This is a genomic window from Hymenobacter segetis (assembly GCF_054776495.1).
Map to the genome: position 1 here is coordinate 1,083,146 of NZ_BAAHBV010000002.1, position 22,710 is coordinate 1,105,855.

Here is a 22,710-nt window from a genome sequence, read left to right on the forward strand (position 1 = left end):
CGCACAACCAACCAGCGTTGTAGAAGAAGCAGGCTGGCGTAACTTTCCAGCAAAGATTGGGCTCTCATGCCCGGACGGCACTACATTGCCGGATGTCGCCGCTTCGCTTCTACTGATGCAAACCGAACTTCCCTCCGACCCCACCGAGCTGCGGGAGCTGCTGCTGGCTGAGCGCGCCCGCCGCGAGCTGGCCGAAGCCCAACTGCCGACCGTACTCGCGCTGAGCCGCACCCCCGAGCTCAACCCCAACCCCGTGCTGCGGGTGGGTGCCGAGGGCCAGCTGCTGTATGCCAACCCGGCCGCCGGCTTTATGGCGCGGGAACTGGCAGCCACCGGGCCGTCGCGGCTGCGGCCGCTGCTGGTGCAGGCTACTACTACGGCCCTGCGCACTGGGGCCGTGCAGCAGCGCGAAATCATGGCCAACAGCCAGCACTTTCTGCTGTCGGCCGTGCCGGTGCTGGAAGACAATTCCGCGATGCTCTACCTCACCGACATCACGCCGCAACGGCAGGCCGAGGAAAGCCTTCGGGAGCAATATTCGTTCTACGAATCGGTGATGGCCCACCTGCCGGCCGTGGTGACGGTGCTCGACCCCGACCAGCGCTACCGCTACGTGAACGCCTACGCCGAGCCCGACCCCGCCCGGCGGCAGGCCCGCATCGGCCTGACTTTTGCCGACCACTGCGCCAAGCAGGGCCTACCCAAGGAGCTGGCCGTGCGCCGCCGCCGCTTGTTTGACCGGGCCGTGCAAACCCGCGCCCTGGTGAACTGGGAGGAGCGCTGGCCCGGCACCAGCACCGAAGACCACCACCACTGGCTGTGCTACTACCAGCCCGTGTTCGGGCCCGATGGGGTGCTGCGCCAGGTAATGTGCTACGGCCTCGACATCACCAACCTGCGCCAGGCGGAGGCCCGCACCCGTGAGAGCGAGGCCGCCGCCCAGGCCCAGCACGCCTTCACCAATCTGGTGCTCGACCTCAACCCCAACCTCATCTGGGTGCGCGATGCCAAGGGCTACACCATCTTTGAGAACGCCGAGATGCAGACCTGGCGCCGCCTCATTGCGGAGCTGGCCGGCGCGTCCAGCATGGAAGCGGGCATGAGTAAGGAGGAAATCCAAACCTCGGTGCAGGCCGACCAGGAAGTGCTGCGCACCGGCCAGCCGCTCACCATTCAGACGTCCATCACGCTGGCCAATGGCGAGGTGCGCTGGCTGCAAACCGTGCGCTGCCCGCTGGTGCTGGCCGATGGCACGGCCCAGGTGCTGGGCGTGAGCACCGATATTTCGGCCCTGAAAAACGCCCAGCACGCGGCCGAAGCCGCCGCCACGGCCCGCGAAAACTTCCTGGCCAACATGAGCCACGAAATCCGCACGCCGCTCAATGGCGTGCTGGGCATGACCAGCCTGCTGGCCAAAACCGGCCTCAACGAGCAGCAGCGCAACTATACGGCCGTCATTCAGCACTCGGGGCGGCACTTGCTGAACGTGGTGAACGACGTGCTCGACATGGCCAAAATCACCTCCGGCAACCTGGAGCTGGAGCAAAGCGCCTTCAACCTCTGCGACTCGATGGGCAGCGCCGCTCAGCCGCTGGTGATGCAGGCCCAGGAGAAGGGCATTCGGGTGGTGGGCACCCTGCTGAAGGACTCGTGCCCGCACCCCTGGGTGCTGGGCGACTCCTACCGCCTCAACCAGGTGCTCATCAACCTGCTGTCGAATGCCATCAAGTTCACGCCGGTGGGGGGCACCGTGACGGTGGGCGGCTACTACGTGAGCGAAACCGAGGACACGCTCACCACCGAGTTTCGGGTGACGGATACCGGCATCGGCATTGCCCCGGACAAGCTGGAGAGCATCTTCAAAGAATTTACCCAGGCCTATGCCGACACCACCCGGCAGTTTGGGGGCACGGGCCTGGGCCTGAGCATCAGCCGGGCGCTGGTGACCCAGATGGGCGGCCAGCTCACGGTGCAGAGCGAGTCTGGCAAGGGCAGCTCCTTTGCCTTCCGCGTCACGCTGCCTAAGGCCAGCCCCGAAGCCCGGCAGGCGGCCCTGGCCCCCTTGGCCCCGGTGCAGGAAGCGGCCGTGCGCGGGGCCCGCGTGCTGCTGGTGGAAGACAATGCCGTGAACCGCGAAGTGGCCCAGCTGCTGCTGGAGGCCCACGGCGTGACGGTGGACGAGGCCGCCAGCGGCATCGAAGCCCTGGAATGGTTCGAGATGAACCGTTACGACGTTATCCTGATGGACATCCAGATGCCCGGCATGAACGGGCTGGAGGCCACGGCCCGCATCCGGGCCCACGCCGATGCGCGGCGGGCGGCCACGCCCATCCTGGCCCTCACGGCCAACGCCTTCCGGGCCGATGCCGAGAAGTACTATGCCGCCGGCATGAACGACACGCTGCCCAAGCCCTTCGACGAGGCCGAGCTGCTGAGCAAGCTGGCTTCACTGATGGCCGGCGTGAAGGAGCCGCTGGTGGACGTGAAGCCCGCCGCTGCCGCGCCCGCTCCACTACCAGCCCCGGTGCCGGTGCCGGCCGCTGCCCCAAGCGCCGCCCCGGCCGCCGCAGCGCTCTTCGACCTGGCCCTGCTGCACCAGACGGCCCACGGCAACGCCACGTTCATCAACCGGATTCTGACCTCCTTCCACACCAACACGCCCGCCAGCGTGGCCGACCTGCACGCTGCCCTGGCCGCCACCGACTGGCCCGCCGCCGCCGCCGTGGCCCACAAGCTACGGCCGTCGCTCAAGCTCATCGGGGCCGAGCAGCTGGTGCCCTGGCTGGCCGCGGTGGAAAGCAAAACGGCTCCCGATACGGAGCGCCAGCAAGCCACCGAGGCGCTGGCGGCCGGCCTCACCGAGCTGCTGACGGCCCTGCCCACGGCCGTGCCTGCCGCCTAACGCAAACGCCCCCGCCACGGAAGTAGCGGGGGCGTTTGGCTTTGGGTGATGGGGCGGGCTGCCGGCCCTACTCCACCACCAGGCGGTGAGTGGCGCTGCGGCCAGCGGCGGCCACGCGCACGGCGTAGAGGCCGGCAGGCAGCCCGGCCAGGTCCAGCTCGTGGCGCAGGCCGGCGGCGGGCAGGGGCACGGTGGCGGTGCGCACCACGCGGCCCAGGGCATCGGTAATTGCAATGGTGGCAGCCGAGGCCCCGGGCACGGGCGGCAGCTGCACCGTGGCCGTGGCGTGGGCGGGGTTGGGGTACACCGCCACGTCGGGCAGGGCGCGGGGGCCGGTGGTGGCCAGGCCCACCAGGTCGGTCATCGAAGCTAGGAAGGTGGCACTGCCGCCTACCGGGCTGGCCACCGGCAACGTGCCGAAGGCCGCTGGCACCCCCACGCCCCCCGCGATGTAGACACGGGAACCCATCACCAGCACGGCCGACGGGGCATCGCTGCCGGGGCCGCCGGCCTGCTGCGCCCACACCACCTGGGCAGTGGGGCCGGCATCGGCCAGGCGCACCACAAACACGTCGTCGGCCCCTAGGCTGGTAAGGGTGTGCGGACCGAATGTGGCCGTGTTCTGAAAGTTGCCGGCCACGTACACGCTGCCGCCGCGCACGTCCAGCCCGTAGGCGTAGTCCATCGTCGGCCCGCCCAGCTGCTGCGCCCACTCAAACCCGCCTGAGGCCCCGGCATCGGTGAGCTTGGCCACGTAGGCATCGAGCTGGCCGGCATTCACCAGCACGGCATTGCCGAAGCGGGCGGGGGCCCCATACCAGCGCCCCACGATGTAGACCCCGTTCGGGCTGGCGGCCAGGTGTTGGACCTCCTCGGGGCCGGTACCGCCGGCCCGCTGCGCCCAGACGAAGGCCGGGGCCGTGCCCTGGTCGAGCAGCTTCGTGACAAAAACATCCGTCGCCGTCCCCGCCGGGTCGGCGTTGGTCAGCACCAGGCTGCCCAGCCGGGCGGTAGGCGCCCCGAAAGAGCCCCCCAGGTAGATATTCGAACCGCTGATGGCAATGCCGGAGCAATAATCGCCCCCCGTGCCGCCTATCCGCTCGGCCCAGGAAAAGCTGCTAGTGCTGCCCGCGTCGGTGAGCTTGGCCACGTACACATCGGAGATGTTGTTGCCGCTGCCCGTGGTGACGTTGTTGGTGAGCGTGAGCGGGCCGAAGGCGGCGGTTGGGCTGCCGAACTGGCCCACGAAATACACGCTGCTGCCGCTCACGGCCACCCCGTTGCCGTACTCGACGCCCGTGCCGCCCACGCTTTGGGCCCAGACAAAGCTGCCGCTGCTGCCCGCATCCGTGAGCTTGGCCACGAAGGCATCGTAGATGACAGTGGAGGCCGTGGTGGGGCCGGCATTGGTCAGGGTTGTGCTGCCACACACCAACTGGGTGCTGCCAAACACGCCCACCAGGTACACGCTGCTGCCGCTCACGGCCAGGGCATTGACGTAGTCTATGCTGGTGCCGCCGGCCCGTTGGGCCCACACGAAGCCGTTGGTGGCCGGGCTCCATTTGGCCACAAATACATCGTCGCGCCCGGCGCTCGTGAGCGTGGTGCTGCCAAACGGGACGGTGCCACTGAAGCCGCCGGCGATGAAAATATTGCCGCTCGCATCGGCCGCCGTAGCACTTATATACGCCCCGTTGATGCCTGAAGCTCCCACCGTAAACAGCGACTGCCAAGCCGGAGCCGGAGCCTGAGCACGGGCCAGCGGGGCTGCAAGCAGCAGCAGCAGCAGCGCCGCCAGATACGGCCGCAGCCAGGTGATGAGTTGCCGGCCAGAGCCGGGAAAGGTTGTAGAAAAATGCTTCATTGGGAAAGGAAAAAGGGGAGACTAATGGAAAACAGGGCCTAAGGCCACTGATGGGGCTGGTAAAAGCTCCGCCGCATACGGCGGTACCCTTCGGCATAGTGCCCATGCCTACCGCCGCATGCGGCGGGCCATGTGGGCACATTTCCCATGCCTATTGCCGCATGCGGTGGTACCCTTCGGCACAGTGCCCACATGGCCCGCCGCATGCGGTTGGCCATGTGGGCACTGTGCCGAAGGGTACCGCCGCATGCGGCGGAGCTTTTTGGGGGTTAGGACTTGGGCGTGGCGGGGGCGGCCACTTTGGCTTTGCCACCCGTGCGGTTGGGCAGCAGGCCGTAGTTGAAGTAGATTTCGGCCTGCTTGGGCTCTTGCCAGAAGGCAGCCAGGGCGGTGCAGTGCACCTGCCACAGCAGCTGGCAGGCATGCGCCCACTGCCCGCCCAATGAGCCGATGGTTTCCTTTTCCACTTTCAGGCCAGCATCCTTGGCGGCGGTGGCGGCGGTGAGCTCGGTGAGAAGTGCATCGGCATCCTTGGCGGCCTGCTTGCCCAGGTCGCCCTCGTGGGCGTGCAGGGCTTTGGCAAAGGCCTCGAAGCGCACGGGCAGGTCGGTGGCGTTGGCGTCGGTGAGGTGCATCAGGCCCTGGGGCAGCAGCCCCTTGAGGCGGTCGAGGTGCTGGCGGTAGGTGGGCACCAAGGTCACGGCATTGGTGTCCTGCACGAAGGTGCGCATGGCCCGCAACACGTCCTTTTTGGAGCGGGTGAGGGCCTGGCCGGTGCCATCCTGGCCTTCGCGGGCCACCACGGTGCCGGCCAGGGCGGTGGCGGCGGCTTTCAGGCCGGGGCTCAGGGCCAGGAGGGCGGGGTCGGTGCTGGCACCGGTGGCCGTCACGGTGTAGTTGAGCAAGCACAGGAAGGTGGGCCGGCTGCACCGGATGTTGTTGAAATGGGGGGTGTAGAGGTCGTGGTAAAGGGCTGCCATGAGGGTTGAAATGTGGGGGTTAGGTTGTGAGGCCGGAAGGTAGGGGAAGTAGCACAAACTTTCTGCTTACCCTACCGCCGCCCTACCCGCCACTCCGCCGCCAGTTCGAAATACGGTAGTACCCGGCGCGTTTCCTGCGCCAAATCCACCGCCGTGTAGCTGCTGCCCGAGTACGCCCCCTTCCCCATCGAATATGCCGAATACGTGCGCAGCCATTGCAGCCAGATGCTGGCCGTGAGGTTGAAGCCGGCCGTGGCGCGGCGCTCCACCGCCACCTCCGGCCCCTGCTGCCGCGTGATGCTGTGCAGGTAGATAAGCTGCGAGGCCGGCCCGGTGGGGTTGTCGAGCAGCAGGGCGGCGCGGCCGTAGTTGCGCTGCTCCAGCAGGCGGTAGCCCAGGCGCAGGCTGGTGCTGCCCCGCTTGCCAATCCAGCTCTGCCGCCCCCCGATGGACAGGTCGTGCGTCACGCTGGTATCGAGTGGGCTCTCGCGGAAGCGCGTCCAATCGAGCTGGCCCACGCGGTTTTCGCGGCGCTGGTAGTCGGCCAGCAGCAGCAGGTGCGGCCGCAGCTGGTAGGTGAGGCTTTGGGATTGTTCCAGCACGCGGCTGGCGCGGTTGCGGGCCTGCTCGGTGGTCTGGTCGCGCACCTGGTAGCTCACCCAGAGGTGGTAGTTCGAGCGGATGCTCCACTTGCCGGGGGCCCAGGTGAAGCCCGGCTCCCAGTGCAGCAGGTGGTCCACGTAGTTCTCGGCGCTCTGGCTGGCCCGGATGAAAACCGTTTGGCGGTACTCGCCCGCCACCCCGAGCGTGGTGCGGAAGGCCCCGGCCCAGCGGCCCGTCCAGGTCAGGCGCAGCAGGTGCTGGGCTTCGTCGCGGGTTTGCTGGTTGTCCTTACTAGGAGCATCCACGCGCAGCAATTGGGCCGAGCCCAGCAGCGCCAGCGCGTGGCGCGGACTGGGCAGCCAAGTCAAATTACCCAGCCACAAGATGGTTTGCTCCTTGATGTCTTTCACCTGCTCGCGGGCCAGCGCAGTCGCCAAACGCGGCACGCTCAAAAACCGGGAGTTATCAAGATAATACGACCGGGTGCGCTCGCGGTAGCCAAAGCTGATGGACGACTGCAGTTTGGGCCGGGCAAAGCGCAGCTCCTGGCGGGTATCCAACTCGCGCTGGCGGTAGCCCACGTCCTGCAAGGTATCGGCCCGCTCGCCCAGCCGCCGGTAGCGGAAGGCCCGTTTGGGCAACAGCAAGCTATTATCCGAGCGCAGCGTGGCAAACTCATTAATGCGGTACGAAGCCCCCGCCTGCACCGCCACGGTATCGGACTGAATGCGCTGCACCGAGCCCAGCAGGTAGTCTTCGGCGCGGTTGGTGCGGTAGCCCACGAGGCCCTGCACCACCAGCGGCGCACCTTCCAGAAACGCCTGTTCGCCGGCCGCCTCGGCCACCAGCCGCTGCATGGTGCGGGGGCCAAGGCTGGCCCGGGTGCCCAGCACGCGCACAGCCAGCGGCGCGGCCGTGGGGCCATTCAGGAAGTACAGCGCCGCCGCATCGAAGCCCAAGGCGAAGCCTGCGTCTTCGCGGCCGTTGCGGCGGTCGGTGGCCAGGCCGCCCAGCACCGTGAGGCGCATCTGGCTCAGGGTATCGGTGGGCGAGGCGGCGCGCAGGCGGCGCTGGTAGCCCAGGCGGCCCAGCCACAGGCCGGTACGGGTGGCATTGGCGCGGCTCTGGTCGTAGTGGAATTGCTGGCCCAGCTGCCAGTGGTTGGCCGCGTCGAGGGTGAACACGTCGGCCACATCGGCCCCGTAGTCTTCCCGCACGAAGGGCGGCGTGCCCCGCGAGTCGTAAATCATGTCGGTGCCCACGCGGTAGCGCAGCTGCTGGCGCGGCCCCAGCCGAAGGTAACCCCGCGCCCCGCTGGTTTGCACGAAGGTGCTCACGCCCACCCGTCGGGCCCGGGCCACCAGTAGCAGCGCCGTATCGGCCCCGGCGGGCCGCAAACCCCGAAAAACCGGCCCAAACGCGGTAGCGCCCACCAGTACCTGCGCCCGGCCCGCCAGCGGCAGCAGCGCCAGCAACACCAGCAGCCCGGCCACGCGCCGGCCCACCGCCGCGCCCCGCGCTACGGTCCTCTTACCCGCCGAAAACCACCGGATTACCACGTTTGTCCGGCCCCCGACTTATTCCCTCGGCGGGCCGAAGCGGGAAGGTAATACATTGCACGGCGAGGCCCCGAAAATAGTTTTTCGTTAGGTTTCGTTAGGTTAGCGGTAGCAAACCCCGCCCGTTCCCAACGGCATTGATGTAAATTTGCCCGGGGCCCTATTGCCACTTCTCTTTTCTGCTATTGATACCATGAATAATTATCTTATGAAGAATTTGCTGATGGCCGCACCGGTGGCGCTGGGCTTGCTGGCCGCTACGTCGGCCCAGGCGCAGCACGTGCAATGGGCAGCCCGGCTGGTAGCCGTGTCGTCGCAGAAATCTGATGGGAAAGACCCGTTCGCGCCGTCGCAGGTGCTGGGCGTGCCCAATGCCCTGCCGCTGGGTCAAATCAGCAACGACGCCTGGATTCCGCGCAAGGAAGGACCCAATGAGTTCATCGAAGTGCGCTTTGCGCGTTCGGTGGCCGCCCAGCAGGTGACTATTGTCGAGAACTTCAACCCCGGCTCCATCACCAAAGTCGAGCTGGTGGACACCAAAGGCGTGCACCACGAAGTATACTCCAACGACAACCCCGGCCCCCTCCCCGAGCCCTCCCGCACGCTGGAAGTGAAGTTCCCGGCTGCCGAATACCGCACCCTGGGCGTAGTGGTGCGCATGAACACGGCCAAAGTCGAAGGTATCAACCAGATTGACGCCATCGGCATCGCCGACGTGGTGTCGACCATGGTGAAGCAGGCCTTTACCGGCGAGAAAGGCCCTGATGCCGTGAAATCGACCCAGTTTGACTCCTCGCTGGTGAACCTCGGCCCGAACGTGAACACCCGTTACGTAGAAACCCACCCGGTTATCTCGCCCAACGGCCGCACGCTCTACTTCGCCCGCGAAAGCAACCCCGACAACGTGGGCGGCAGCCGCGACCCGCAGGACGTCTTCGCCTCGGCCCTGCTCAGCGGCAAAAACAAGACCTGGGGCCTGGCCAAGAACGTGGGCGGCCCCGTGAACACCCCCGACGACCCCAACGGCATCGCCTCGGTATCGGCCAACGGCCAGAGCGCCATCCTCATCAACATCTACAACCGCGACGGCACCATGGACCCGCTCGGGTGCAGCCTCACCAAGCACACCCGCATGGGCTGGACGCAGCCCGTGCCGCAGGTCATCAAGGACTTCGTGAACCTCGATAAGGAGCACGTCGATTTCTTCCTCGCCACGTCGGGCAAGGCCCTGCTCATGGCCGTGGAGCGCCCCGACGGTCTGGGCGGCCAGGACCTCTTCGTGAGCTTCCCGGTGCCCGAAACCAACAACACCTGGACCAAACCCAAGAACCTGGGCCCGAACGTGAACACCGCGAAATCGGACTTCGCCCCCTTCCTCGCCGCCGACGAAAAGACCCTGTACTTCGCCAGCGAAGGCCGGGGCGGCTACGGCAAGTCGGACATCTTCTACAGCAAGCGCCTCGACGATACCTGGACCAACTGGAGCCCGCCCCGCAACCTGGGTCCGGTGGTGAACTCGCCCGATTTCGATGCCTACTACACCATTTCGGCCGCCGGCCAGGATGCTTACCTGGTGTCGTCGCGCAACGGTACCAACGGTTCCAAGGACATTTTCCGCATCTCGCTGGCCCCCGCTTTCCAGCCCGAAGTGGTGACGCTGGTAACCGGCAAAGTGCTCGACGTGAACACCGGCAAGCCCATCCGCGCCATTATTCATTACGAAAACCTGCTCACGGGTGAGGAAATCGGCGTAGCCGAAACCGACCCGGTTGATGGCTCCTATACCATCGTGCTGCCCAGCGGCGTGCAGTATGGCTACCGCGCCGAGGCCAAAGGCTACATCGCCGAAAACGCTAACCTCGACGTGACGGCCAAGGACAAATATTCCGAGCAGAAGCAGGACCTGTTCCTCGTACCCTTCAATGTGGGCCAGACGGTGAAGATGAACAACATCTTCTTCCAGCAAAGCAAGTATTACCTCACCACCAACTCCTACCCCGAATTGCTGCGCCTCATCCGCATCATGAAGGATTACCCGACGGTGGAAATTAAGCTCTCGGGCCACACCGACAACCAGGGTGACCCGGCCCTGAACCTCAAGCTGAGCCAGGACCGCGTGAACGAGGTGAAGAAATACCTCGGCACCCACGGCATCAAAAGTGAGCGGGTGACCACCGAAGGCTTCGGCGACACCAAGCCCATTGCCAGCAACGACCAGGAAGAAACCCGCGCCAAAAACCGCCGCGTGGAGTTCACCATCACCAAGAAATAGCCCGGCCTGACTGGACGCAAAAAAGCCCCGATACGTAATGTATCGGGGCTTTTTTTATGATGCGGACGCTGATTATTGCCGCGCCTTGCTGGCCGCGCCTACGAAGGAATCCAGGCGGCCTTCGGAGCTTTCCAGGCCCACGATTTCCATGAGCTCCTGGAAGTACTCGGCCACCTGCTGGCGGTCGGTAGCGGTAGCGGTGAGCGGGGCTACGCGCGCCAGGCCGTTGTCCAGGCACTTGAGGTAGGCCTCTTTGGTGGGCTGCTCCTTGGTCACGCGCAGGAAATCATCGGCCGAGATAACGAGGTAGCGGTTGAGGTCGGGGCGCACTTCGGCGTGGGCTTTGGTGGCTTTGCCGGCCTTGGCTACTTCGGCTTTGGTGAGCTCTTTCAGGTCTTCGAGTTGGGTGATGGCCTGGGCCGGCACCTGGATTTTGCCTGTCTGGGCATTGGCGGCCAGGGTGCCCAGTGTCAGCAGGCCGGCTAGTATGGCGTATTTCATAGTAATGTGGTAAAATGTTATGGAAAGATGATGAAATGGCTAAATCGAGGCTATCAAGCATGATAATTCTCTCCGAAGGTACTAGCGGGCAGGCACATTGTCCCCCTCCCGCCAACGCCTGAACCAAAAAATTGTCATTCCGACGCAGGAGGAATCTGAGTAAAGTCATTGTTCAACGACCTCACTCAGATTCCTCCTGCGTCGGAATGACAACTCAGGAATGGCCGCTAATTCGGCTTAGTAGGCGCGGGCAAAATAAGCGCGGCGCGGGCTGGGCTTGCCCGTCACCATGCAGATGCCTTCTTCGTCGGCCTCGTTCAGGGGCAGGCAGCGCACGGTGGCTTTGGTTTCCTCCTTGATGCGCTCCTCGGTTTCGGAGGTGCCGTCATAGTGGGCCAGCAGGAAGCCGGGCTCCTCGTCCAGCATCCGCTTGAACTCGTCGTAGCTGTCCACGCGGGTGGTGTGAGCGGCACGGAAATTCTTGGCGCGCTCGTAGATATTGGTCTGGATATCGGTGAGCAATTGGTCGACGCTGGCCACGATGTCGGCCAGGGGCAGGCTCATTTTCTCTTTGGTGTCACGGCGCACCACTTCCACCATGCCGGCATCAAGGTCGCGCGCGCCGATGGCCAGGCGCACGGGCACGCCCTTCAGCTCCCACTCGGCAAACTTGAAGCCGGGGCGCTCGGTGTCGCGCGCGTCCAGCTTCACCGAAATGCCCCGAGCAATCAGGCCCATCTGAATGGGTTTGATGCGCTCCAGCAGTGCATCAAGCTCGCCCGTTTTGTAGATGGGCACGATAACTACTTGTATAGGAGCCAATTTAGGCGGCAGCACCAGGCCTTCGTCGTCGGAGTGGGCCATCACGAGGGCGCCCATCAGGCGCGTGCTCACGCCCCAGCTGGTGCCCCACACGTGCTCACGCACGCCTTCCTTGTTGGCAAACTGCACATCGAACGCCTTGGCAAAATTCTGGCCCAGAAAGTGGCTGGTGCCGGCTTGCAGGGCCTTGCCGTCCTGCATCAAGGCTTCGATGCAATACGTGTCCTCGGCCCCGGCGAACCGCTCGTTGGGGGTTTTCACACCCTTCACCACCGGCAGGGCCATGTGCTCCTCGGCAAACTCGGCGTAAACGTCGAGCATCTGGCGGGTTTCGGCTACTGCCTCTTCAGCAGTTGCGTGGGCGGTGTGGCCCTCCTGCCACAGGAATTCGGCGGTGCGCAGGAACAGGCGGGTACGCATTTCCCAGCGTACCACGTTGGCCCACTGGTTGATGAGCAGCGGCAGGTCGCGGTAGCTCTGCACCCAGTTCTTGTACGTGCTCCAGATGATGGCCTCCGAGGTGGGGCGCACCACCAGCTCTTCTTCCAGCTTGGCGTTGGGGTCTACGCGCAGCTTGCCGGGTTTGTCGGGGTCAGTCTGGAGGCGGTAGTGAGTCACTACGGCGCACTCTTTGGCGAAGCCTTCGGCGTTTTTTTCTTCGGCTTCAAATAAGCTTTTGGGTACGAAGAGCGGGAAGTAGGCATTTTCGTGGCCGGTGCGCTTGAACATATCGTCCAGCTGGCGCTGCATTTTTTCCCAGATGGCGTAGCCGTAGGGTTTGATGACCATGCAGCCGCGCACGGCCGAGTTTTCGGCCAGGCCGGCACGCTTCACTAACTCATTGTACCAAAGCGAATAATCTTCCTGGCGGGTAGGCAACTTTTTACTCATGGGAGGCATCTTAGGGGTAATTGAAAAAGTTCCCGGATTTGGTACAGGATTTGACTTGACCTTGGGGCACCGTTTCGGGGTCAAATTACGTTATTAAAGTGCGGACCTCCTTGCGGAAGTGCTTTGCGCTGGTGACGGCAGTGACCGGCTTATTTTTCAGCATTTTTTACTGGGCTGAACCTGATTTCTAGCCGCTTCACCCCGCTATCATCGTATAGTCCGTTACTTTACAGAAAGCCTTCCCATCCTTACTTTTTTTTAGTCATGAAAAACCTGCTCACCGCCTGTTTGCCCGCTTTGGCCCTGTTTGCACTGGGCGGCTGCGCGAGCACCTCGGGCCTCGTTTCGTCGGAAGACGACGGGGTCTATTATTCTTCCAAAGACCGCACCACGGCCGTGGTCAGCACCGCGCCGGCCCCGGCCGCTACCAGCGAGGAGGCCAACCCGGACTACAATGGCGGTACCACCAACTCGTCTTCAACCCGGCAGAATAATTCCGGTTCCGACCAGTATTACGACAACACCTACACCTACATGCGCGGTGCGCCCGGCTACGGGGGCTCATCGAGCTACTACGGCCCGGGGCTGAACTCTTACTCGCCTTACAGCCCCTATACCAGCCTGAGCTACGGCGGCGGCTATGCTTATGGCGGCGGGGCCTGCGGCTTTTCGCCTTATGCCTTCGGATGGTGCGACCCGTTTTACAGCTCGCTTTATAGCCCGTTTGGCTATGGCGGCTATGGCTACGGTTCGGGCCTGAGCATCAGCTTTGGATTTGGCCGCTCGTTTGGGTATGGCGGCTACGGCGGCTACTATGGCTATAGCCCGTTCGGTTATGGCTACAGCCCATATGGCTATGGCTACGGTGGGTATGACCCGTTCTACTACAGCAGCCCCTTCTATGGCGGCTACTATGGGCGCGGCGGCTATTATGGCAGCAGCTATTACGGCAACAATTATAACAACGGCTACTACAGCAACGGCGGCGACCGGGGCGGCCGCAACTACGGCAGCCACCGCACCGACCGCGCTTCGGATGGCCGGTATTCGTCGGGCCGCGCGGGCAATGGGCAGGGCGCTGGCACCCCAGCCACGCCCAACGGCAGCGGCCGCACCCGCGATGAGCGCGTGATGTCGAATACCCCCGAATCGATGCCAATGGGCATGGCCGATGCCGTGGGCCGCACCCGCAGTGAGGCCGCTTCGACTTCGCCCGCCACGCAGCCCATGCGCACCAACGACTCCTACAACCAGCCCCGGCGTATGGATGACCAGCCGCGCTACCGCAACATGGACCAGTCCACGACTAACCGGCCGGCCATAGGCGCAGCCCCGCAGGACCAGGGCCAGATGATGAGCGACGATGGCCGGGGCCGCACACGCACCGCCGAGGCCCTGCCGCAAAACAACGGCCAGATGCAGCCGCAACCGCAGGAAGGCCAGCGCCGCCGCGGTGGGTTCTTCCAGAACATTCTTGGGGAGCCCATCAACAACAACGGCGGGCAGGCCGCCGAGCAGCCCCGGCAGCAGCGCACGTATGAGCAGCCCCAGCAGCGCACATACAGCCAGCCTCAGCAGCGCACGTATGAGCAGCCGCAACAACGCACATATGAGCAACCGAAGCAACGCAGCTACGAGCAACCACAGCAACGCTCGTACAGCCAGCCCTCCTACTCCGCGCCATCTGGTGGTGGCGGGGGAGGTGGCGGTGGTGGCCGGGGCCGTGGTCGCGGCGAATAAGGTATAGGCTAAGGATTCTGCAAAAAATTTCCAGCGAGCTGGCCGAACGGTTGGCTCCCTTTCTTCCCTTATCATGAAAAAACGGATTTACTGGCTTAGCCTGGCCCTGGTAGCAGGGCAGGCCGGCCACGCCTTTGCCCAGGATGCCACCGATGCTCTCCGATATTCCCGCCTGCAATTTGGGGGCACGGCCCGCACCCAGGCCATTGGGGGAGCCAATGTGGCCCTGGGAGCTGATTTTGGTAACCTCACCAGCAACCCCGCCGGGCTGGGACTGTTTCAGAAATCAGAAGTGCACCTGACGCCCGGCATTGGCATTGGCCAGAGCGACAGCCACGTTGACGGCAGCGCAAGCGCGGCCCAGAACGACACGAAGAACAGCTTTCACATTGCCAGCACCGGCGCGGTGTTTGCCAGCCGCCGGCCCGATGACGACCAGACCACCAACTGGCGGGGCGGGGCTTTTGCCCTGGGCTTTACCCGGCTGGCCGACTTCAATACGGCCTTCCAGTACGGCAATACCCTTAATACCCGCGTGGCGGGTAACTATACCCTGACCGGCGATGACCAGTCGTATCTGGCTTCGTTGCGCCGCACGGTCGGGTACAACGGCTACACCCAGGCCAGCGTCGACCGGCTGCGGGCGCAGGGCCAGTCTGGCAACTTCACCTCCCTCAACGGGCTGGCTTACGGGGCTTACCTGACCACTATTGCCAAAGACCGCAACGGCAACGACATCGGTGTGGCTTCTACCACGCGCAAGGGGCCAATCGGGCAGGCGGAAAGCGTGATTTCGAAGGGCTCGGTTTCGCAGTTCGACCTGGGCTACGGGGCCAATTACCGCGACCGGCTTTATCTGGGCATCGGCGTGGGCATTGTGAGCTCGAACTTTACCCAGACCCGCAACTACACGGAAACCGAAACCGACGCCACCACTCACCTCAGCGACTACACGCTGCACGATGAGCTGAAAACCACCGGCACCGGCCTCAACGCCCGCATCGGGGCCATTTACCGGGCCACGGATGCGTTGCGCATCGGTGCATCCATCCAAACGCCCACGTTCATGCGCATGACCGATACCTATAGTGCAGCCTTTACCACGACGTTTACGGCGCAGGGAAACGATGTGGTGGCAACCTCGCTGCCCAGCGGCCCGGTGGGCGTGAAGGTGCTCGACCAGGAATTTCCGCTCTATGCGTACACCATCACCACGCCATTCCGGGCCAATGGCGGCGTGGCCTACACCATTGGCAAGCACGGCTTTGTGACGGGCGATGTGGAGTATGTGGGCTACAGCCAAGCCCGCCTGCACAACGACGCGCAGGACAGCAACGGCGATGACTATTCCTTCACGGCTGAAAACAGCGACATCCGCGCCAGCTACCGCAACACCGTCAACCTGCGCGTTGGGGCCGAGGGCCGCTTCGATATTTTCCGGGTGCGGGCTGGCTATGCCCGCTACGGCGACCCCTACAAAATTGACAACAGCAACGAGCGCGCCCAGAATTTCTACACCCTGGGAGCGGGCCTGCGGCAGGGCAATTTCTTCCTCGACCTGGCCGGCGTGTACACATCCTACCACCAATATCACACGCCCTACGACCTGGGCGGCGACGAGCCGCTGGTGAAGGTGGACAACTCCCGTTTCACCACCAGCATCACGGCCGGCATCACTTTCTAACAAAGGCCCTGCTTTGCCATTGCAAAAAAGCCTTCCCGAATCCGGGAAGGCTTTTTTGTGCAGCAGGCTGCCGGCTTATTTCTGCACCCTAACGGAGCAGTTGAGCACCGGGGCCGAGCCCAGCACGAGGTCGGAAACGAGCAGCAGGCCGTAGCGGTCCGTGGTGCCGTCGCTGATTTTAAAGGCCAGTACCTGGCCTTTGGTCAGGGCACCGGTGGCGAAGGCGTTGGGCTTGAAGGCCGGGCTGCTGTCGTAGCTCGTGGTGAAGTCGGCGGCAACGGCCTTGCTGAACTGGTCGCTGGTGAGCGTGGTCAGGCGCAGGCCGGTGGCGTGGCGGCTGGCGGTGGCCCACACGGCGGGCAGTTTGCAGATGGCGGTATCGGTATTGGCCGGCGCTACCAGGCTGAGGGTAGTGCCGGTGCCGCCCGCCACGCAAATCAGGTCCACCAGGGTTTGGTTGGCTTCTACGGAGCGCTCCTGGTTCAGCACCGCGTATTTGGGCAGCAACAGGCCGTATTGCAGGTTGAGAAATACCCGGCTGCGGTCGCGCACGCCCCGGGCTACCACGGCGCGGCGCGGCACCGGCCGCAGCACCGCCGTGAAGCTGTGCACGACGACGGCGGAGTCGGCTTTGCGGGCCGTGAGGCGGTAGGCGCGGCTGGCCGTGGCCCCGGCTACGTCGGTGGCCGTGTATTGCCACTGCTCGGTGCCGGAAGTGGCCCGGGCCGCAAACTGATTGACAAACAGCGTTTCGCTGATATCGTGGCCACTGCTGCTGCCAGCTATGGGCTGAATCAGCGAATCGAGGTAGGTGATTTCCTTGCTATCTGGCGCATTCTTGGTGGGGTCATAGGATGACAGGGGCACCGGGTAGATGATGGGCTTGATGCCGGGGAGGTAAGTAACGGTGATTTTCAGGCGCTTGAGCGCATTGTCATTGCCCACGGCGTACACGCGGGTCGTGAGCGTGTCGTTGGGCTGGACGGTCTTGTTGCTGGAAGTCAGCGTGGAGATACCGACGAAGTCGAGCTGAACCGGCCGGTCGGTTTTGGAACAGGCGGCCAGCAGCACGGGCAGGCAAAGCAACAGGAGGCGAAAACGCATAATGCAAAGGTAACGGGGGCCACGGCCTGCAACCGTGCTGCCGGCGAATGTTACCTTTAACGTTCGGTTTCCGTCCTTATTTCGATTTTGTTCTTATTCCCTATGCGTTTACGCTTTTTTGCGCTGGCGGCCCTGCTGGCCGCCAATGGCCCGGCCCTGGTGCCGGGCCTCACTCCCACCCTCGTTCACGCGCAGCAGAAGCTGCCCCTCACCTTAGAAGACATCTGGGCCAAGCCCACGTTCCGCTCGGCTTCGGTGCCTGGTTTCAACTGGATGAATGACGGCCGCTACTACTCGGCCCTGGAAAACGGCAGCCTGGTGCAGTACGAGGTGACCACCGGCAAAGCCGTGCAAACCCTGGCCGCCGCCGCCGAATTGCAGCTGGCCGGCGCACCGCTCAACGTGGATGGCTACTCCTTCAATACTAACGAGCAGAAAATCCTGTTCACGACGGGCACCGAGCCCATTTACCGCCGCAGCGCCCGCGCCAGCTATTACGTGTTCGACCGGGGCACCAAGAAGCTGACGCCCCTGAGCACCGGCGGCAAGCAGGGCTACGCCACCTTCTCGCCCGACGGCCAGCGCGTGGCCTTCACCCGCGACAACAACGTGTTCGTGACCGACCTGGCCACGATGCAGGAAACCGCCGTGACCACCAACGGCCTAAAAAACAATATCATCAACGGCTCGGCCGACTGGGTGTACGAGGAGGAATTTGGCTTCGCGCAGGGCTTTTTCTGGTCGCCGGACAGCCGGCAGATTGCCTTTTACACCTTCGATGAGAGCCAGGTACCCGAGTACGACATGCAGGAATGGGGCGGGCTTTATCCGAAGGAATACCGCTTTAAATACCCCAAGGCCGGCGAGAAAAACTCCATCGTGAGCGTGAGCAGCTACGACGTGGCCAGCGGCAAAACCACGAAGATGGACGTGGGCCCCGTGGCCGACCAATACATCCCGCGCCTGCAGTGGACGCGCGTGCCCAACACGGTCAGCATCCAGCGCCTGAACCGCCTGCAGAACAAGCTCGAAATCCTGCACGGCGACGTGACCACTGGCAAAACCAAAGTCGTGCTCACGGACACCAACCCCGCCTACGTTGAAATCAACGATGATTTGAACTACCTCGAAGGCGGCAAGCAATTCCTCTTCACCAGCGAGAAAGACGGCTACCAGCACCTCTACCTGCACGACATGGACGGCAAGCAGGTACGCCAACTCACGAAGGGCAACTGGGAAATCTCGGCCATCAACGGCTTCGATGCCAAGACCGGCAATGTCTATTACACTAGCACCGAAGGCTCGGCGTTGCAGCGCCATTTGTATCGCATTAATCTGAAGGGCGGCGACAAAAAACGCATCAGCGAAGCCGGCAACGGCACCGACGTGGTGAACATGAGCCCCGACACGAAGTATTTCCTCAACGTGCACTCCTCGGCGGGCGTGCCCACGGTGACCAGTCTGCGTGAAGGCAGCACCGGCAAGCTGGTGAAAACCCTGGAAGACAACGCCAAGCTCAAGCAAACCCTCACGCAGTACGACCTCGGCAAGCTCGAATTCCTGACATTTAAAACCAGCGAAGGCGTGGAGCTGAACGCCTGGATGATTAAGCCCAGCAACTTCGACCCCGCTAAGAAATACCCCGTGCTGATGCACGTGTACGGCGGCCCCAGCTTCGGCACCAGCAGCACCCAGACGGTGCTGGATAACGCCGGCGGCGGCACGGCTTTCACCAACTACCTCTGGCACCAGATGCTGGCCGAAAAGGGCTACATCGTGGTTTCGGTGGAAAACCGGGGCACCTCGGGCCGGGGCTCGGCCTTCCGCAAGGCCACCTACGCCAACATGGGCAAGCTCGAAACCATCGACCAGGGCGAGGGCGCGAAATACCTGGCCACGCTGCCCTACGTGGATAAGTCGCGCATCGGCATCTGGGGCTGGAGCTACGGCGGCTACATGACCTCGCTGGCCATGACCAAAAACGCCGAACTCTTCAAGATGGGCATCGCCGTGGCCCCGGTCACGAACTGGCGCTACTACGACACCGTGTACACGGAGCGCTACCTCAAAACGCCCCAGGAAAACCCGGGCGGCTACGACGATAACTCTCCCGTGCAGTTCGCCCAGAACCTGAAGGGCAAGTTCCTGCTCGTGCACGGCACCGGCGACGACAACGTGCATTTCCAGAACTCCATCGCCTTCGTCGATGCCCTCATCAAGGCCAACAAGGACTACCAGACGCTGTACTACCCCAACCGCAACCACGGCATCTCGGGCGGCAACACCCGCCTGCACCTCTACCGCCAGATGACGAATTTCGTGCTGCAGAATTTGTAGGATTTTGGCTGGCGCTGAATCCATCTGTCATCCTGAACGCAGTGAAGGACCTTATCACGATTGAGCAAGTTGTTCAACCGTGATAGGGTCCTTCACTGCGTTCAGGATGACAAGTGGCTTACCGCCGCGTGCCGCGCACCACCCGCGCCTTGCCGAACATATCGGGCAGCACGCGCACATCCTCAAAATCACCGGGCGTGAGTAAGGCGGCCGTTTCAGCGCCCAGGGCTTCGTTGATTTCCAGGTAAATGCTCCCGCCGGTGCGCAGCAGCGCCCGGCCCACTTCGGCCAGCCGGCGGTAGAACAATAACGGGTCGGCATCGGGCACGAACAGGGCGGTGGCGGGCTCCCAGGCCAGAACGTTGTCGCGCATTTCGGGCCGTTCGCTTTCGCGCACGTAGGGCGGGTTGCTCACCAATACATCCAGCGAGCTAGGGGCAATTTCCTTCGGCAGCAAGTTCAGAATATCGACCAACTCAAACACCACCTGGGGCGCAAAGCGGGCCGCATTGCGCCGGGCCACGGCTAGGGCTTCGGCCGAAATATCCACGGCCATCACCTCGGCGGTGGGCAGCAGGCGGGCCAGCGCCAGCGCCAGGCAGCCCGAGCCCGTGCCCACGTCGAGCACGCGCAAGCCCGTTCGGCCCGCTTGCTCCTGCTTGATGAGATACACCAACTCTTCGGTTTCGGGGCGCGGGATGAGGGTGGCGGGCGTCACCTCCAGCTCCATATCGGCGAAGTGGGCGGTGCCCAGCACGTATTGCACCGGCTCGTGGGCCAGCAGGCGCATTAGTAGTGGTTCCAGGGCGGCTTCGGTGCCGGGCGCAACGGGCTGTTGGGCTTCCATCATACGCTTCAGGGCATCCATTTGCAGCAGGTGCTCCGCTACCAAAGCGGAAATGGCCTGGGCTTCTGAGGTGGGGTAGATGGCTTGCAGTGCCGTGGTAATCGAGTCGGTGAATTGGCGAACGTTCATTGCCCCAAAGGTAGCGCCGGGCCCCAGCGGCGGCCCGGCGCTTACCTTCGCGCCCATGAAAAACGATGATGCCCTGTTCATGCGCCGCGCCCTCGATTTGGCGCTGCTCGGCACCGGCCACGCCCGGCCCAACCCCCTGGTCGGCTGCGTCGTGACGCACGACGGCCGCATCATCGGCGAGGGCTGGCACCAGCAATACGGCGGCCCCCACGCCGAAGTAAACGCCCTGGCCGCCGTAGAAGACCAAGCGCTGCTGAAAAAAAGCCGCGTCTACGTCACCCTGGAGCCCTGCGCCCACCACGGCAAAACCCCGCCCTGCGCCGATTTGCTCATCGCCAAGGGCGTGCCCGAGGTGGTGATTTGCAACGAAGACCCCTTCCCGCTGGTAGCAGGGCGCGGCATTGAGAAGCTCCGCGCCGCCGGCATCCACGTCGAGACTGGCCCGCTGGCCGAAGAAGGACGCTGGCTGAACCGGCGCTTCTTCACCTTTCACGAGAAAAAGCGCCCCTATCTGGTGCTCAAATGGGCCGAAACTGCCGACGGCTTCCTGGCCGGGCGCTACTTCCAGTCGGTCCAGATTAGCGGGCCGCAGGCGGGCCTGCTCACCCACAAATGGCGCACCGAGGAGCAGGGCATTCTGGTGGGCACGCGCACGGCCCTGCACGACAACCCCCGCCTAAGCGCCCGCGACTGGCCCGGGGCCCAGCCCACGCGCCTCGTCATCGACAAAAACCTGAGCCTGCCGCCCACCCATAATTTGCTCGACGGCTCGCAGCCCACCCTCATCTACACCTACCGCCAGCCCTACCACAAGGCCAACCTCGACCTCGTACACCTCTCCGAAGCCGACGACCTCCTACCCCAGGTAATGGCCGACCTCTACCAGCGCCAAATTCAATCAGTGTTAGTCGAAGGCGGCCCCACGGTGCTGAACGCGCTGATAAACGCCGGCATGTGGGACGAAATTCGCGTATTTCGCTCGCCCATGAAGCTGGGCCAGGGCATTGCCGCCCCGCGCCTGGGCCACGGCGGCCTGCGCAACGTCGAAAACGTTGGGGCCGATGAGCTGTTCTGGTACGTGAATCAGTAAGCTTTTCTATTCCACGCCTGTCATCCTGAGCGCAGCGAAGGACCTTATTACCTCTGCACGATTAGCAGTGAATTCAAAAATGAGGACGTGACAAGGTCCTTCGCTGCGCTCAGGATGACAGCATTCCGCACTCAATACCTAAAAATATCATGGCCGAAACCCTCGCCCTCGACACCACGCTCACCAAAGCCGAGCAATACCGGCAGTTGCTGCCCCAAATAGAAGCCCTCACCAATGGCGAGCCCGACCTCACCGCCAATCTGGCCAACACGGCTGCCGCGCTACGCCAAGCATTCGGCTTTTTCTGGGTAGGATTCTACCTCGTGAAAGCCGATGAGCTGGTCCTCGGCCCGTTCCAGGGCCCGATTGCCTGCACGCGCATCCGCCACGGCAAGGGCGTGTGCGGGGCCAGCTGGGCGCGGGCCGCAACCATCCTCGTGCCCGACGTAGAAGCCTTCCCCGGCCACATCGCCTGCAGCTCCGATTCCAAATCCGAAATCGTGGTGCCCATCATTAAAAACGGTCAGGTCGTGGCCGTGCTCGATGTCGACAGCGACCAGCTCAACGATTTCGACCACGACGACCAGGCCGCGCTGGAGCAACTGATGCAGCTGGCCGCCACCTGGTTTTAATTAAATGGTCACGCATAAAAAAGGCCGCTCAGTGAGCGGCCTTTTTTATGCGTGACCATTTAATTAATCAGACTTTCAGCTGGCAAATCACGGTTTCGCCGCCCTTCACCTTCTGGCCCAGCTCCACTTTCACTTCCGTATCAAGCGGCACAAACAAATCGACGCGCGAGCCGAACTTGATGAAGCCGAACTCTTCGCCTTGGCTCACTTCGTCGCCCTCGTTCACATACCACACAATGCGGCGGGCCATGGCCCCGGCAATCTGCCGAAAAAGCACCAGCGGGCCGGCATCGGACTCCACTACCACGGTGGTGCGCTCGTTCTGGGTGCTGCTTTTGGGGTGCCAGGCCACCAAGTAGTTGCCGGGGTGGTACTTGAAATACTTTACGAGGCCCGAAATGGGGTTGCGCGTCACATGCACGTTGATGGGCGACATGAAAATGCTGATTTGCTTGCGCTCATCCTCAAAATACTCGGGCTCGAATACGTTCTCGATTACCACCACCTTGCCATCGGCCGGGGCCAGCAGCAGGTCTTCGTGGGTGAACAGGTGCCGGAACGGGCTCCGGAAGAACTGCAGAATCAGCAGAAAGATGATGACCGTGGCCCCAGCAAAGAGCCGGTTCACCAAATCCTGGCCCCGATTGAACTGAAACATGAGCAAATTGAGCGCCAGCAAAATCAGCAGCGTAACGAACAGAATGCGTCGTCCTTCTTTATGAATCTTCATATAGCACGGCTTGAAACGAACTC

General features: G+C 63.4%; 15 protein-coding genes. 7 read left to right on the forward strand and 8 right to left on the reverse strand.

Annotation, left to right across the window (positions count from 1 at the left end):
• Positions 1-115 precede the first annotated feature (115 nt).
• Complete coding sequence (locus tag ACYU70_RS15040; RefSeq protein WP_342297626.1) at positions 116-2,902, forward strand: response regulator; 2,787 nt, start codon at positions 116-118, stop codon at positions 2,900-2,902.
• Between the two features lie 67 nt (positions 2,903-2,969).
• Here the strand turns inward: ACYU70_RS15040 and ACYU70_RS15045 are convergent, their stop codons facing one another.
• From ACYU70_RS15045 to ACYU70_RS15055, 3 genes are all read right to left on the reverse strand, one after another.
• Positions 2,970-4,766 (reverse strand): T9SS type A sorting domain-containing protein, encoded by a 1,797-nt coding sequence (locus ACYU70_RS15045; RefSeq protein WP_342297627.1) that lies wholly within the window; start codon positions 4,764-4,766, stop codon positions 2,970-2,972.
• 269 nt (positions 4,767-5,035) lie between these two features.
• Positions 5,036-5,746 (reverse strand): hypothetical protein, encoded by a 711-nt coding sequence (locus ACYU70_RS15050; RefSeq protein WP_342297628.1) that lies wholly within the window; start codon positions 5,744-5,746, stop codon positions 5,036-5,038.
• Positions 5,747-5,817: 71 nt separating this feature from the next.
• Complete coding sequence (locus ACYU70_RS15055; RefSeq protein WP_342297629.1) at positions 5,818-7,908, reverse strand: hypothetical protein; 2,091 nt, start codon at positions 7,906-7,908, stop codon at positions 5,818-5,820.
• Positions 7,909-8,101: 193 nt separating this feature from the next.
• Between ACYU70_RS15055 and ACYU70_RS15060 the strand changes: the two genes are divergently transcribed.
• Positions 8,102-10,180: an OmpA family protein gene (locus ACYU70_RS15060; RefSeq protein ID WP_342297631.1), complete on the forward strand. Its 2,079-nt coding sequence runs from the start codon at positions 8,102-8,104 to the stop codon at positions 10,178-10,180.
• A gap of 72 nt (positions 10,181-10,252) precedes the next feature.
• Here ACYU70_RS15060 and ACYU70_RS15065 read toward each other — a convergent pair whose 3' ends face one another.
• Entirely contained in the window at positions 10,253-10,681 is a 429-nt protein-coding gene (locus tag ACYU70_RS15065; RefSeq protein WP_342297632.1) for a DUF4844 domain-containing protein, read from the reverse strand.
• Between the two features lie 237 nt (positions 10,682-10,918).
• Positions 10,919-12,394 (reverse strand): proline--tRNA ligase, encoded by a 1,476-nt coding sequence (gene proS, locus ACYU70_RS15070; protein ID WP_342297634.1) that lies wholly within the window; start codon positions 12,392-12,394, stop codon positions 10,919-10,921.
• Between the two features lie 264 nt (positions 12,395-12,658).
• Between proS and ACYU70_RS15075 the strand changes: the two genes are divergently transcribed.
• A complete protein-coding gene (locus tag ACYU70_RS15075; protein WP_342297635.1) occupies positions 12,659-14,134 on the forward strand; it encodes a hypothetical protein in 1,476 nt (491 codons plus the stop codon).
• Positions 14,135-14,207: 73 nt separating this feature from the next.
• Positions 14,208-15,818, forward strand: a complete 1,611-nt coding sequence (locus ACYU70_RS15080; protein ID WP_342297636.1) for an OmpP1/FadL family transporter — start codon at positions 14,208-14,210, stop codon at positions 15,816-15,818.
• Positions 15,819-15,893: 75 nt separating this feature from the next.
• Here the strand turns inward: ACYU70_RS15080 and ACYU70_RS15085 are convergent, their stop codons facing one another.
• Entirely contained in the window at positions 15,894-16,922 is a 1,029-nt protein-coding gene (locus ACYU70_RS15085) for a hypothetical protein (protein ID WP_342297638.1), read from the reverse strand.
• A 102-nt stretch (positions 16,923-17,024) separates the two neighbouring features.
• Here ACYU70_RS15085 and ACYU70_RS15090 point away from each other — a divergent pair, with 102 nt between their 5' ends.
• Positions 17,025-19,259 carry a S9 family peptidase gene (locus ACYU70_RS15090; RefSeq protein WP_342297639.1) on the forward strand — a complete coding sequence of 745 codons (2,235 nt, stop codon included), beginning with the start codon at positions 17,025-17,027 and terminating at the stop codon, positions 19,257-19,259.
• Between the two features lie 118 nt (positions 19,260-19,377).
• Here the strand turns inward: ACYU70_RS15090 and prmC are convergent, their stop codons facing one another.
• A complete protein-coding gene (gene prmC, locus ACYU70_RS15095) occupies positions 19,378-20,235 on the reverse strand; it encodes a peptide chain release factor N(5)-glutamine methyltransferase (protein ID WP_342297641.1) in 858 nt (285 codons plus the stop codon).
• 55 nt (positions 20,236-20,290) lie between these two features.
• Between prmC and ribD the strand changes: the two genes are divergently transcribed.
• The gene (gene ribD, locus ACYU70_RS15100) at positions 20,291-21,325 is read left to right on the forward strand and encodes a bifunctional diaminohydroxyphosphoribosylaminopyrimidine deaminase/5-amino-6-(5-phosphoribosylamino)uracil reductase RibD (protein ID WP_342297642.1); all 1,035 of its coding nucleotides are present in this window, start codon (positions 20,291-20,293) and stop codon (positions 21,323-21,325) included.
• Positions 21,326-21,474: 149 nt separating this feature from the next.
• Positions 21,475-21,957: a GAF domain-containing protein gene (locus ACYU70_RS15105; RefSeq protein WP_342297643.1), complete on the forward strand. Its 483-nt coding sequence runs from the start codon at positions 21,475-21,477 to the stop codon at positions 21,955-21,957.
• A 67-nt stretch (positions 21,958-22,024) separates the two neighbouring features.
• Here ACYU70_RS15105 and ACYU70_RS15110 read toward each other — a convergent pair whose 3' ends face one another.
• Entirely contained in the window at positions 22,025-22,687 is a 663-nt protein-coding gene (locus ACYU70_RS15110; RefSeq protein ID WP_342297644.1) for a phosphatidylserine decarboxylase family protein, read from the reverse strand.
• Positions 22,688-22,710 lie beyond the last annotated feature (23 nt).

Coding starts and splice junctions, on each gene's coding strand:
- ACYU70_RS15085 (WP_342297638.1), bottom strand. CDS start 16,922: ATGCGTTTTCGCCTCCTGTTGCTTTGCCTGCCCGTGCTGCTGGCCGCC.
- ACYU70_RS15065 (WP_342297632.1), bottom strand. CDS start 10,681: ATGAAATACGCCATACTAGCCGGCCTGCTGACACTGGGCACCCTGGCC.
- ACYU70_RS15090 (WP_342297639.1), top strand. CDS start 17,025: ATGCGTTTACGCTTTTTTGCGCTGGCGGCCCTGCTGGCCGCCAATGGC.
- ACYU70_RS15060 (WP_342297631.1), top strand. CDS start 8,102: ATGAATAATTATCTTATGAAGAATTTGCTGATGGCCGCACCGGTGGCG.
- ACYU70_RS15050 (WP_342297628.1), bottom strand. CDS start 5,746: ATGGCAGCCCTTTACCACGACCTCTACACCCCCCATTTCAACAACATC.
- ACYU70_RS15045 (WP_342297627.1), bottom strand. CDS start 4,766: ATGAAGCATTTTTCTACAACCTTTCCCGGCTCTGGCCGGCAACTCATC.
- ACYU70_RS15040 (WP_342297626.1), top strand. CDS start 116: ATGCAAACCGAACTTCCCTCCGACCCCACCGAGCTGCGGGAGCTGCTG.
- ACYU70_RS15105 (WP_342297643.1), top strand. CDS start 21,475: ATGGCCGAAACCCTCGCCCTCGACACCACGCTCACCAAAGCCGAGCAA.
- ACYU70_RS15110 (WP_342297644.1), bottom strand. CDS start 22,687: ATGAAGATTCATAAAGAAGGACGACGCATTCTGTTCGTTACGCTGCTG.
- ribD (WP_342297642.1), top strand. CDS start 20,291: ATGAAAAACGATGATGCCCTGTTCATGCGCCGCGCCCTCGATTTGGCG.
- ACYU70_RS15080 (WP_342297636.1), top strand. CDS start 14,208: ATGAAAAAACGGATTTACTGGCTTAGCCTGGCCCTGGTAGCAGGGCAG.
- prmC (WP_342297641.1), bottom strand. CDS start 20,235: ATGAACGTTCGCCAATTCACCGACTCGATTACCACGGCACTGCAAGCC.
- ACYU70_RS15075 (WP_342297635.1), top strand. CDS start 12,659: ATGAAAAACCTGCTCACCGCCTGTTTGCCCGCTTTGGCCCTGTTTGCA.
- proS (WP_342297634.1), bottom strand. CDS start 12,394: ATGAGTAAAAAGTTGCCTACCCGCCAGGAAGATTATTCGCTTTGGTAC.